Source organism: Megasphaera sp. DISK 18 (assembly GCF_001682955.1).
GTDB classification, from domain to species: domain Bacteria; phylum Bacillota; class Negativicutes; order Veillonellales; family Megasphaeraceae; genus Megasphaera; species Megasphaera massiliensis.
The window spans coordinates 99,215-111,821 of record NZ_LUGJ01000063.1 but is presented as its reverse complement, the minus strand read 5'-3'; the positions used below and the strand labels follow the sequence as shown (position 1 = coordinate 111,821).

Genomic DNA, 12,607 nt, shown 5'->3' with positions numbered 1-12,607 from the left:
AGCTTACCTCTGCATATGACGCATGCGTAATATATCCTTCGCTTGAGCAATGAGGGAGTCGCTGACCCCGGTTACCAGGATAATGTCTTGGACCTCGGGAATGGACTCACGAATCTTATTTCCGATGAGTTCTTCTGTCGTTAATTGGGCTGACGGACAGCCGCTGCATTTTCCGGTTAGGCGGATTCGTAAAATGTGATTAGTGTAGTCGACGATGGCGACATCCCCTTGGTGTTCGGCTAAGATGGGTCTAATTTCTTTTTCTAATACAGATTCAATTTGTTGTTTTATAGAATCATTCATTGTATTCACATCCTATCTGATTAATTTAATTATTTATATGAAATTATCGTGCCAAAATTAAAAAGGATAATGTGTGATAAATAATAGTTCTTAATTTCACGATTTTGAAGAGGAAAAATAGGTGTATAAGTGGATATATTTTTAAATATAAAATATATCCGATATAAGCAAATACATAATGCGCGTGTGTAATGTAATGAGACAAAAATAAGATAAAATGTTTTACTGACTAAAAGCAGGAAAATATAGAAATAAACCAAGATTAACAATGCGTTTTGACGAATTTGCTGAACCAAAAATGAAACAAAATAAATTTGTTCCAAAATTAAAACAACATACTGTTACAAATGTGCTAAAAGTGAAACGAATAAATGCTATAAATATAAGTAAAGCTAAATGTGAAATAGTGAACGATGTTGATTGAAAAAAATAAAAATTTATCTGGATGAGATAATTACTATGCTTTTAAAGAAATAAACGCTATATTTTTTTTCATGATCATTTACTTGGCATGATTTTTGCTCTTACTATAGGCAAAGCACGTTATCGTGTGAACCAATTACTCAAAATTTATTATAAGATAAGTAGAAAGGATGATTTATTATGGCATTAATGACAGGCGAACAGTATATCGAAAGTATGAGAAAGAAAAATTTACAGGTCTATATGTTCGGTAAGAAAGTTGCATGTCCTGCTGATGACCCGATTCTCCGTCCGTCCATGAATTCCGTTCGCATGACCTATGATCTGGCTCAGCAACCGGAATATCAAGAACTGATGACGGCCGTTTCTCCCTATACCGGTGAACGCGTTAACCGCTTTACCCATATTCATCAGAGCACAACGGACTTAATGAATAAAGTAAAAATGCAGCGCCTTTGTGGTCAGAAAACGGCTTCTTGCTTCCAGCGTTGTGTCGGGATGGACGCTTTTAACGCTGTATTCTCGACGACCTTTGATACGGACAAGAAATATGGAACAAAATATCATGAAAATTTCATAAAATTCTTGAAACGTGTACAGGAAGAAGACCTTACGGTAGACGGGGCTATGACAGACCCTAAAGGTGACCGTGGCTTGGCTCCGCATGCTCAGGCAGATCCTGATATGTATCTTCATGTTGTAGAACGTCGTCCGGATGGCATCGTCGTCCGTGGTGCTAAAGCACATCAGACTGGTTTTATTAATTCCCATGAAGTTATCGTCATGCCGACCATTTCCATGGGGGAAGATGATAAAGATTATGCAGTATGTTTCTCTTGCTCTACGGATGCTGAAGGCATTTTCATGATTGTTGGTCGTCAGTCTTGCGATACCCGTAAAATGGAAGGCGCTCCTATGGATACGGGCAATCCTGAATTCGGTGGGACAGAAGCTCTGGTCATCTTTGATAACGTATTTATCCCGAACGAAAACATCTACCTCAATGGTGAATATGAATTTGCCGGCGTCTTGGTTGAACGCTTTGCCGGATATCATCGTCAATCTTATGGCGGATGTAAAGTTGGTGTTGGCGACGTCCTCATCGGTGCCGCTGCCGTAGCAGCCGACTACAATGGTTGCCCGAAAGCTTCTCATGTTAAGGATAAGATTATCGAAATGCAGCACCTCAATGAAACCCTCTTTGCCTGCGGGATTGCCTGCTCGGCCCTGGGAACGAAAACTGAAGCTGGCAACTATCTTATCGATTTGCTCTTAGCGAACGTCTGCAAACAGAATGTAACTCGTTTCCCCTATGAAATCGTTCGGTTGGCTGAAGATATCGCCGGTGGTCTGATGGTTACGGCTCCGTCTGAAAAAGACCTTCGTGATCCGAAGATTGGGCCGTATGTCGACAAATACCTCAGAGGTGTCAACTCTGTATCGACTGAAAATCGTCTCAAAATTTTACGCCTGATTGAAAATCTCAGCTTAGGTACTGCTGCTGTCGGCTACCGTACTGAATCGATGCATGGCGCCGGTTCGCCGCAGGCACAGCGTATCATGATTTCACGCCAGGGCAACTTGCGCATGAAGAAAGAATTGGCTAAATCTATTGCACAGATCGAAGAATAATGCTTGATGAAAGCTGCTTACCATCTTTTCGATAAGGTGAACAGTTGGAATAATATAGTAGAGTAGATGAGATATTGACTGGTGCCTGCAACTGGGCTACTCCTCCTTCGTTGCAGGCCGTCAGTCGATTTATAAGAAAGTAGGTGTGTGTGATGGATTGGAGAAAAGAATATGCCAGCAAGATTGTATCTGCTGAAGAAGCGATAAGCCACGTCCAGTCCGGCAACCGTATTGTCTTTACCCATGCTTGTGGTGAATCACAAGTTTTAACCGAAGAATTGGTTCGCCAGGCCGATCGTCTTGAAAACGTAGAAATTGTCCACATGGTTGCAATGGGACAGGCTCCCTATTGTCAGCCGGAGATGGAAAAGCATTTTAAACATAATGCCTTGTTTGTCGGCGGTTCTACACGAAAAGCTGTTGAAGAAGGCCGCGCAGACTATACGCCGTGTTTCTTCCATGAAGCTCCTCAACTTTTTGCGGATGGAACATTGCCGGTCGATGTCGTTTTCCTGCAACTTAGCGAACCCGATGAAGACGGAAATTGCTCTTATGGCGTATCTGTTGACTATACGCAGCCGGCAGCAGAAGTTGCAAAGTTGGTTATTGCTCAGATTAATAAGAATATGCCTTATACTTATGGGAATGGCATCAACCTTAAAGATATTGACTATATCGTAGAGAAGGACGAAGATCTTATTGAACTCCAGCCGCCTAAAATTGGCGAAACGGAACGTAAGATTGGGCAATATATTGCTTCCTTGATTCACGACGGAGATACGTTGCAGCTCGGTATTGGCGCGATTCCGGATGCAGTACTGTCTTTCTTGGGCGATAAAAAGGATCTCGGTATCCATTCAGAAATGTTCTCTGACGGCGTCGTTGATTTAGCCCGTAAAGGCGTTATTACCAATAAAAAGAAGACGGTTGATCCGGGAAAATTCGTTTCTTGTTTCCTCATGGGGACCAAAAAACTATATGACTTTGTAAATAACAATCCGGATGTTTTGATGAAACCCGTCGATTATACCAATGATCCCTTTGTAGTCGCCAAAATCGATAATATTATTTCGATTAATTCGGCCGTGCAGGTCGACTTGATGGGCCAAGTAAATGCTGAAATGATCGGATATAAACAGTTCAGTGGTGTTGGTGGCCAGGTCGATTTTGTTCGCGGTGCATCGCGGGCTAAAGGTGGGAAGGCCATCATTGCGATGTCCTCTACTGCCGGTCACGGTAAAATTTCGAAAATTGTTCCATTGCTGGATGAAGGTGCTGCTGTCACAACGTCTCGTAATGATATCGACTATGTCGTTACTGAATTTGGCATTGCCCATCTTAAAGGGCGCACCTTACGGCAGCGTGCTATGGAACTCATTAAGATTGCCCATCCGGATTTTAAACAAGATTTAATTGCAGTATTTGAACAGCGGTTTCATTGTAAGTATGAAGGATAAAAACAATACTTCTTGACATCCATGCGCCATAGCAACGATTTGGGTTATCGATAATTTCATACCGAATTGCGTTGCTTTGGCGCTATTTTTGTCTAAATTTAAAAGAGAAAGAAGGGAACAAGCTTATGTTCGGTCCTGTTTATAAACGTAAAGAAGGCGAACTTCAACCAGGGATTAATTTGCATATCTTTAATTTGGTCCTGCGTTTGCCTTTTATCCACTATCGTTTTGAATGGCCTGATTATGTTCAGGGGTTACTCCTCTGTGCTGTTTGTCTCGGCATTATTCCGGTTTTACAGGAATATTTAGGGATGCCTTTTGAAATTGCGATTACTATCGTTATCATGAACGGCTTTTTGTATACTTGGCATGCTCATTTGGGGGACCCGGTTGTCCCTGGGTGGATTACACCGGCTATTCCTTTGCTTTTATTATGGTTAGGTGAATTTCCGAATGATACGGCAGAACGTATGCATGCACTCATTGCCTTTGAGTTTGAGTTGGGGTTGCTTACTTTCTTCTTAGGGGCGACTGGATTAGCTAAACGTGTTGTCGATTTAGTTCCAGATGCCTTAAAATCAGGGATTCTGATTGGCGCTGGCATTGCAGCTGTCCGATTAGTATTCAATACCGGCGGTAATTTTGATAAATATCCATTTACCATTGCTATTGCCGTAGGCTTTGCTTTCTATTGCTCTTTTAGCAATCATTTTAAGAGCATCATGAATAAGAATAAAGTTTTCCGTGTTATTTCTGATTTAGGTTTATTGCCGGCAATGGTCTTGGCGGTTATTATTGCTCCTATTGTAGGCGAATTACCGTGGCCTACGATTGAAATGGGCTTTACTCATCCTCACTTTGTAGAAGTCTTTACTCAGTGGAGTCCTTTTGCGGAACGAATTGGATTCCCTGCGATGTCTTATTATGTCCAAGCAATGCCTCTGGTTGTTGCTACCTATGTTGTTCTCTTTGGTGAATTGATTCAGGCAGATGCTTTGATTGATGAAGCCCGCGAATTTCGTCATGGGGACGAAAACATTCACTTTGATGCCAATCGTAACAACGTTATCGTTGGTGTTCGTAACATGACGATGGCTATGTTAGGTCCGGACCTGTCGATGTGTGGTCCGTTATGGGCTGCTATGCAGGTTGTTATTTGTGAACGATATAAACACGGGCGTGAAGCAATGGACAGCTTGATTGGTGGGGTAGCTTCCTTCCGATTGGGGACTTTTACCGGGTACTGGTTGTCGCCTATTGTAAGCTTCGTAAAACCTGTTCTGCCAATTGCCTTAGCTTTGACCATGTTGATTCAAGGCTATGTAGCTGTTCGCGTTGGCGTTCTTCGTGCTAAGACCTTTAATGATCTTGGTGTTGCCGGCATTATCGGTGGTGTCCTCGTATCTCGTGGTGCTGCAATGGCTTTAGGTGTTGGGATTGTTCTTTGCCTGCTTGTATTTGGTAAAAATTTCTTCAAACGTAAAATGTCCCTGTATAATACCAAAGCAGATCCGATTTTCAATACAGCTGCCTTGAAAGAGCTGAATATTGAAAAAGAAGGCGCAGAAAAATAAGTAGTAGAATTTTGATATCCGGAGGTTTGTGCTATGCAGTATTATGGCGATCTGTTACGGAAAATGACAAAATCGAATACAACAGAAGTTTGTGAGTTTTTTGTGAGAAAATGTTTGATGAATGCGAAAAGCAGATCGACAAATGAAGGCATGAAACGTTTTTTCATGATTTGCGGAGTATCAGCTAATGATGGAATCAAAAATCTTCTGGAAAAAAATGAATTGACTTTTAATGGATATTGGTCCCACCGGCGGTATTTTGCGAAAATTAAATCCCAGGTTCCATTGGTGGTAAAGTCATATTTATCCTGTTTACTACTTTTATTATCTTCTCAGAAAACCCTGATTTTTCAAAAGACAGGGTTGAATGAATCCGACCTTTTGGCATATTGGTGTACTATTTTTAAATACGATGACCAGGACAAGGTTTATTTTAATGATCTTCTAAAAACAGTCAGCCAAGATACGGACGGAATCCTAAAGGTCTTTGAAGATTTAAATCGCATTTGCCATGATAATTTGAATGGTGGGGTTGAAACGAATATCCCCTGTACAAATGCAAACCGGGATATGTTGATTTGTCAAATAGAGGAAGATGTATATGTTCTTGCTCGTAGATTGGCAGATTTGCCGGATTTGTATTCATAATTTAGTGTATATTTTTATAGGCTCTCTTTTTGCAAGGAGAGCCTAGTTTTTTCTATGGAACATTTAAAGGTGGGGATTATCTATGTCTATTGGCATTAAAGCTCCTGGATATTATGTTCAAGGAGCGGGAGAGTTAGGTAAGTTAGGGAAATATGCTAAAAAGATGGGAGATAATTTTTTAGTGGTAATATCTCCCAACAATAAAAAAAGAGTCGGTAAAATCATTGACACTGCATTGACAGAAATAAATAAAACCGTGTTTTATGCTGAATTTTCTGGTGAGTGTACCCCAGAAGTCATTGCAGATATCCAGAGTTTAGCAGTGGATCATGGGTGTGATGTCGTTGTTGGTGTAGGTGGAGGAAAAGCGATTGATACCGCAAAAGCGGTAGCCACTAATTTAGGTGGTTTACCAGTTATTATTATTCCTACGATTGCATCTAATGATGCGCCCTGTAGCAGTGTGTCTGTCATCTATAATAAACAGGGGATTGTTATCAAAGCACTGATGATGAAACATAATCCGGATCTTGTTTTAGTCGATACTGATATCATTGCGAAAGCGCCTAAAAAATATCTGATTTCCGGAATGGGGGATGCGTTGGCTACTTATTTTGAAGCCCGGGCTTGTCGTCGGAGTAACGCTAAAACTATGGCGCGTGGAAATTGTTCTATTACAGCGTTAGCATTATCGGAGCTGTGTTATAAAACCTTATTGCAATACTCTTTAGATGCGTTGAAAGCCGTTGATGCGAAAACGTGACACCTGCTTTGGACGCTGTCGTTGAAGCCTGTGTATACCTTAGTGGCGTTGGTTTTGAATCAGGCGGATTGGCAGCAGCCCATGCTATTAATGATGGGCTGGCTCATGTACCTCAAGCCCATCACGCTTCTCATGGTGAAAAAGTTGCATTCGGTTTATTGGCGCAGCTTCTTCTGGAAAAATCACCACATGATGAGTGGGAAACTGTATTGAATTATATTAAATCTGTAGGGCTCCCGTCTTGTTTAGCTGATTTAGGGATTGTTGAAGTAAACGCTGAAGAACTGCAGGCGGTAGCGGAAGCCGCAACAGTGCCGACTCAATTCACAAAAAATGTTCGTCCTGATATTACGGCTGATGATGTATATAAGGCTATTATGGAAGCCGATGCCTTAGGACGTAAGAAATGAGGAATCAAGATGTTTACTATAACGGGACAAGCTAAAAAGTATATTGAAACTAATGGCGGACAGGCTGTCGTCACCCTTGCTTTTGAACCGTCTGGCGGTTGTTGCTGCAAAGGAGATTTAATTTGGGGCAGCTATGTCCCTGAAGTTAGTTTAGGATCACCTATCAAACAAGATGGATATCCCTTCGAAAAAATTGATGATATCATTATCTGGTATCATCCTAAATTGCAGATTCAACAAGGTTATTCAGCTATTTCTATAAATTTGAAAAAGTTTTTATTTCAGCAATGGTTGACCATAGAAGGTGCACAAGGAGTTGCCATGACTCGTGATAAGGCGTTTGAACTGTAACTAGTATTCACCGACGGTAGTCCAACTTCTAATTTGATTATTCTAAAATAAAAGTATCGCATCTGCACGGTGTACAGATGCGATACTTTTATCATTCTCATGTTATTCTGATTGAAAGACGGTTATATAGCCATCCTTTGTTTCTTTTACGATTTGTTCGACTTCATGACTTTCGTTGACGGTAACGGTGTAGTCATCGGGCCCTTTAAAGCGGACGCAGGTTCCGCAGGATGCGCTTAGGGAGCGGGGGACAGGCATCATCCGCTTCTCGACAATGCTTTCGGGAAGGGAATTGATGAATCGAATGGCCCCGAAATGGGAATAAAATAAAGCGACGTAGTACATGGCTTTCACTACTTCCGTGTGATTTTCAGGAGAAAATCGTCTCCCTGTTCGGCCGATTCTACGGCGTATCCTTGGTGGGTGACGAAACGAGTGATGTTTTCAAGGGCAGCGTGGTTGTCTACCAGTACTTCACAGGTTTTGTCGTCCCTTTGTTGTTCTAAAGCTTTTTTTACCATAATAACCGGTTCCGGGCAGGAATAACCTCTGGCATCTATCATCATGTGGCTCACCTCAATTCATAGCTTTCTTTTGCGAATATGTGTTTACGATGGCAATGATTAAAACGACGATCAATCCGATGATAACTCCGTATTTACCGTTCATGGTCGGGCCATTTCCCGAAGCCGCTAAGGCAAAGTTATGGGCAAAGGCAGCGCCGGCAGCCAGGCCCAAGAAGGTAACGGCCGAATCGGTGTTGCCTTCGCCGGTTAAAATAAGCTGGCGCATGGGGCAGCCGCCGAGAAGGGCACAACCGAAACCGGCTAAGAGCATGCCTAAGAAGTTCCAAAGTCCGTCGGCATGGGCGATGGGCTGTCCTGTGAAACCAGGATGGAAATTGCCGACAGCCAGATTTACGGCAAAGGCGGCGACTAAGAGGGCGATAAAGCCGAGTAATAATTTTGTTTCACGGAATAAGATGAAATCACGGATTCCGCCAACCATACAAAAGCGGGTGTACTGCGCTAACGCGCCGACGATGAGGCCGGCTCCCAATGAAATCCAAACGGCAGCATGCTTGGCCCCGGGGCCTCCGCCGGCAGGGGTAAAGAGAATGAAGGCCGGTGCGAGAACTAATAAAATTAAAATGACGATTTGCACGGCCGGCATGATAAAGCCGTCGAGTTTGGTTTGCGTATAGGTTCTCTTTAAGGAGTAACCGCGATTCAAGAAGAAGACACCGGCACCGATGCCGCAGGCAAAACCGGCAAGGCCGACTAAGGCATTCCAGTCACCACCGGCAATTCGCAGAATCATTCGGAAGGGGCACCCTAAAAACATCAGGCAGCCTATCATGACGAAGAATCCTAAAATGAATCGGGTCACCGGAGAAGAACCACCGCGGGAGCCGTGTTCATGACGAATTAACGAGAGGATGAATGATCCCAGCAGCAGGCCGATGATTTCAGGTCGAATATACTGTACGGCACCGGCTCTATGCAGTCCCAACCCTCCGACTGTATCGCGGATAAAGCAAGCGATACAGAAACCCATATTGGCAGGATTTCCGGCAACGACTAAAAGACCGGCAATTACGCCAATGATGAGTCCTGAAATGATGATGATAATTTTTTCCCTTTCTAAACTCATTATCACTACCTCCTATGCATTTATTTTTTTACAAGACAACCTAACAAAAAAAAAGAAGGACTAATAATTAATTTGATTATATCATGCGCGTCAGAAAAAGTAAATTATTTCACAAATGCATAAAATTTTATTTTCGTGATTTTATTTGAGGAGATTTTGATTCTTACTGAAAGTAAAATGGGGATATACTGGTTGCATAGACTGTTTTTGCTGGCTATACTAATAGATAAATATACCGTTTTGCGCAAGAATGGATCATGGATAGGTTTTCTGACTCATGTTTTTTAGTGATGTATATCACCGTAGAATATATCCTGACTTGTTTTATTTGAAAGGAGTTCGTTATGAATACCATATATATGGACAATGCCTGTACGTCTTTTCCCAAACCTCCGACGGTAGCGAAGGCGGTAGGGGAGTTTATTGCACATTCAGGGGTCAATATCAATCGCGGGTCTTATGGCCCTGCCTATGAGACAGAAAATGTTGTGTACCATACGCGACTGGCGTTAAGCCATTTGTTTGGGAGTCCTGACTGTAAGAATGTTATCTTTACGACCAATGTCACGACGAGTTTGAATATGGTTTTAAAAGGGCTGCTTCGGCCGGGCGACCACGTTTTGGTATCCTCTATGGAACATAATGCCGTTATGCGTCCTTTAGTTCAATTAGCTCGTGAAGGGGTATCTTTTGATCGGATTCCCTGTACGCAGCAGGGGGAATTGTGCCTGCATGAAGCGGCAGCACTGGTTCGCTCCAATACCAAGGCGGTCGTTATGACTCATGCCTCTAATGTCTGTGGGACAGTCATGCCCTTGATGGAAGTCGGAGATTTTTGTCACCGCTATGGCTTGAAGTTTATTGTCGACAGTGCTCAGACGGCCGGAGTTCTTCCTATCCATATGGAAGATATGCATATCGATGCCCTTTGCTTTACCGGTCATAAAGGGCTTCTGGGGCCACAAGGCATCGGAGGATTTATTGTTACGGATGAGTTAGCGGATAGCCTGGTGCCTCTTATTAGCGGCGGGACGGGAAGCTTGTCTCACCGTGAAGAAGTTCCCGATTTTTTGCCGGATAAGTTTGAGGCGGGAACGTTAAACTTGCCGGGAATTGTAGGACTTCATGCTTCATTAACCTATTTAGCTGACAAGGGAATTGCGAAAATACATGAGAAGGAAATGGCCTTGACCAATCAATTTTTAGAGGGACTTACATCTATCCCCGATGTGTCGGTTGCCGGCAGAACAGATACCCATCAGCGGGTGGCCGTCGTTTCTATCTCTTCGAGGAGCAGGGACAATGCACAGGTCGCTTTTGAGTTGGAAAATCAATACGGGATTTTGACGCGAGTCGGTCTGCACTGTGCTCCGGGGGCTCATAAAACACTGCATACCTTTCCGGCCGGGACGACTCGCTTTTCCTTCAGTCACTATAACACGGAGGAAGACGTTGACCGAGCTATTGCTGCATTGAAAGCTATTTGTAAATAGGTGAATGTAAAGCTTTGATCCGGTGTGACAATACACGCCTCCTTTTACGGGCGGATACTTGAAAAAAAGAATGGCAGTGGTTTTGACAGGGACTAAACAGCAGTAATAACAATGAAAGACGGCGGTCACGGTGGTGACGTCGTCTTTTTTGCATCAGCCCACCCTCATGGTGCAATAAAAGGCAATTGAATTTTTCATTTATGCAAATACAGAGGGAGTGATTAATGGTATAATTACTATTGTTGCTTTATCACTTGCGATGTTATCATGGATAATCCGATGAAAATGGAATGGAGGGATAGGTCTTCGATTTTTCCGGATTCAAGATGGGTCATATGGATGAAAAAAAGTATAGCCGCTGATGAATTAAAGTCTTTTGCAATTATAACCTTTATTTTATACGATAAGTATATAAGATGGTTAAAAGGTGGTGAGTCTATGAAAACCATTGATCTGTTTTCACAAGGCTTGAACGATTTTTCTTCTTTACAGAAAGAGGATTTATCGAATGTATTTATTTTGCACGGCATTGTTCATTGGTTTATGGATGAGTTTGATCTGGGACAGCAGGTGTTTCGCGATTATCTTTCGGAAAGTAATCCCTCACTTGCCATTTCGTTGACCCCGAAGGAATTGATTTTGGATGCTTACGAACGGCATCTCTTTGTCGATGAATCGGTTTGGCTGTCCATGTTGAAAGATCGGTACCGTCCGGACTGTACGGAACCTGTAGAGGAGAAGGTACAGCGGATTACCCGCTATTATGTACCTGCTTTCGAGTCGATGATAGAAGCCCTTGAAAACTGATTAAAAGGCTGTCATCTCGGTGACAGCCTTCATTATATGGGGAGGATGAACTCTTTTCATGGAGCTGATGATTGTATTTGCGTCGACGGTTATACCGATGCCGGCTTTTCGGATGGGGAATTGTCAAAAAAATGATTTGATGACATATTTTATATAGAAGGAGGCATGCTTATGAATATCAATCACTTTTCCTATTTTATCGAGACCGTGCGGGAAAACAGTATTACCCGAGCTGCGGAATCTCTCTTTATCAGCCAATCGACAATCAGCAAGGCCATAAAAAATCTGGAACAGACGTATAATACGGAACTCATCGATCGAAAGGCCCGTAAGTTTAAATTGACATCTGCCGGCGAAATTTTTTACAATAGTGCCGTCAAAATCGTATCGAATTATCAGGCTGAAACGGAAGTGCTGGCGACTCTTTTGCACAGTCAGCGGGGAAAGTTGATTCTCGGGATACCGCCTGTTACGGTAACGGTCATTCATTCGCTTTTTCATCAATATCAGCAGATGTATCCCGAAATCACCCTGCAAATTACGGAAATCGGAGCCCAAACCGTTTTTTCACTGATACAGGCCGGTGCCGTCGATATCGGTATTATCATCGAGCCTTTTGACCATCCGGAGGTCAATAAAATCCCCATTATGGAGTCGGAAGCGGTTTGTGTCGTCTCAACGAGTCACCGCCTGGCTAATTATGATACCGTTTCTTTTTCCCAGTTAAAGGACCAGCCGTTTTTTTCGCTCGACAAATCTTTCATGCTTCACGACCGCATGGTGGAATCTTGCAAGGAAGCCGGATTCACGCCTAAGATTCAAATGGAGAGCGCACAATGGGACTTATTGGTAGAAGCCGTTTCTTATGGCGAGGGAGTCACCATCTTACCGAAGCCGATCATTCAAAAATTCTGCAGTAAGCGAGTAAAATCCCTGCGTCTCAGTAATCCGTCCCTTCCTTGGATTCCGTTAGCGGCGTACCATCAGGAGAAATTTCTGAGTACACCCATGAAACTCTTTTGGGATTTAGTTCAAAAATCGAAGCTGCACATCTGATTTTTTAAGCACTTGACTCTTCGGAGTCAGGTGCTTT

Annotated in this window: 14 protein-coding genes; 10 read left to right on the top strand and 4 right to left on the bottom strand. The window is 42.8% G+C overall.

Going from position 1 to position 12,607, the window contains the following annotated elements; translation table 11 throughout:
* Positions 1-3: 3 nt before the first annotated feature.
* Complete coding sequence (locus A0U42_RS11015; protein WP_065361012.1) at positions 4-303, bottom strand: NifU family protein; 300 nt, start codon at positions 301-303, stop codon at positions 4-6.
* Between the two features lie 603 nt (positions 304-906).
* On the opposite strand from A0U42_RS11015, the gene A0U42_RS11010 reads away from it, so the two are divergent.
* The 7 genes from A0U42_RS11010 (at position 907) to A0U42_RS10985 (ending at position 7,561) form a co-directional block, all read left to right on the top strand.
* Positions 907-2,358, top strand: coding sequence for a 4-hydroxyphenylacetate 3-hydroxylase family protein (locus A0U42_RS11010; protein WP_065361011.1), 1,452 nt, complete (start codon positions 907-909; stop codon positions 2,356-2,358).
* A 152-nt stretch (positions 2,359-2,510) separates the two neighbouring features.
* Entirely contained in the window at positions 2,511-3,815 is a 1,305-nt protein-coding gene (locus A0U42_RS11005) for an acetyl-CoA hydrolase/transferase family protein (RefSeq protein ID WP_065361010.1), read from the top strand.
* A gap of 125 nt (positions 3,816-3,940) precedes the next feature.
* A complete protein-coding gene (locus A0U42_RS11000; RefSeq protein ID WP_044505304.1) occupies positions 3,941-5,389 on the top strand; it encodes a hypothetical protein in 1,449 nt (482 codons plus the stop codon).
* A 33-nt stretch (positions 5,390-5,422) separates the two neighbouring features.
* Entirely contained in the window at positions 5,423-6,037 is a 615-nt protein-coding gene (locus A0U42_RS10995) for a hypothetical protein (RefSeq protein WP_044505305.1), read from the top strand.
* 82 nt (positions 6,038-6,119) lie between these two features.
* A complete protein-coding gene (locus A0U42_RS11875; RefSeq protein ID WP_255304178.1) occupies positions 6,120-6,800 on the top strand; it encodes an iron-containing alcohol dehydrogenase in 681 nt (226 codons plus the stop codon).
* Between the two features lie 8 nt (positions 6,801-6,808).
* Positions 6,809-7,210 carry an iron-containing alcohol dehydrogenase gene (locus A0U42_RS11870; protein WP_255304177.1) on the top strand — a complete coding sequence of 134 codons (402 nt, stop codon included), beginning with the start codon at positions 6,809-6,811 and terminating at the stop codon, positions 7,208-7,210.
* Between the two features lie 9 nt (positions 7,211-7,219).
* Positions 7,220-7,561 carry a CC/Se motif family (seleno)protein gene (locus A0U42_RS10985; protein WP_255304176.1) on the top strand — a complete coding sequence of 114 codons (342 nt, stop codon included), beginning with the start codon at positions 7,220-7,222 and terminating at the stop codon, positions 7,559-7,561.
* A 102-nt stretch (positions 7,562-7,663) separates the two neighbouring features.
* On the opposite strand, the gene A0U42_RS10980 is transcribed toward A0U42_RS10985, so the two are convergent.
* From A0U42_RS10980 to yedE, 3 genes are read right to left on the bottom strand one after another with little or no spacing between them, the layout of a single operon-like run.
* Positions 7,664-7,906 carry a DUF3343 domain-containing protein gene (locus A0U42_RS10980; protein WP_065361036.1) on the bottom strand — a complete coding sequence of 81 codons (243 nt, stop codon included), beginning with the start codon at positions 7,904-7,906 and terminating at the stop codon, positions 7,664-7,666.
* A gap of 8 nt (positions 7,907-7,914) precedes the next feature.
* The gene (locus A0U42_RS10975) at positions 7,915-8,124 is read right to left on the bottom strand and encodes a sulfurtransferase TusA family protein (protein ID WP_044505307.1); all 210 of its coding nucleotides are present in this window, start codon (positions 8,122-8,124) and stop codon (positions 7,915-7,917) included.
* Between the two features lie 13 nt (positions 8,125-8,137).
* Entirely contained in the window at positions 8,138-9,214 is a 1,077-nt protein-coding gene (yedE, locus tag A0U42_RS10970) for a YedE family putative selenium transporter (RefSeq protein WP_065361009.1), read from the bottom strand.
* Between the two features lie 344 nt (positions 9,215-9,558).
* Between yedE and A0U42_RS10965 the strand changes: the two genes are divergently transcribed.
* The 3 genes from A0U42_RS10965 to A0U42_RS10955 all read left to right on the top strand — a co-directional run bounded on the left by A0U42_RS10965 (position 9,559) and on the right by A0U42_RS10955 (position 12,570).
* Positions 9,559-10,707, top strand: a complete 1,149-nt coding sequence (locus tag A0U42_RS10965) for an aminotransferase class V-fold PLP-dependent enzyme (RefSeq protein ID WP_065361008.1) — start codon at positions 9,559-9,561, stop codon at positions 10,705-10,707.
* Positions 10,708-11,145: 438 nt separating this feature from the next.
* Positions 11,146-11,514 (top strand): nucleotidyltransferase substrate binding protein, encoded by a 369-nt coding sequence (locus A0U42_RS10960; RefSeq protein WP_065361007.1) that lies wholly within the window; start codon positions 11,146-11,148, stop codon positions 11,512-11,514.
* A gap of 171 nt (positions 11,515-11,685) precedes the next feature.
* On the top strand, positions 11,686-12,570 hold the full coding sequence (locus A0U42_RS10955; protein WP_065361006.1) for a LysR family transcriptional regulator: 885 nt from the start codon (positions 11,686-11,688) through the stop codon (positions 12,568-12,570).
* Positions 12,571-12,607: the final 37 nt, after the last annotated feature.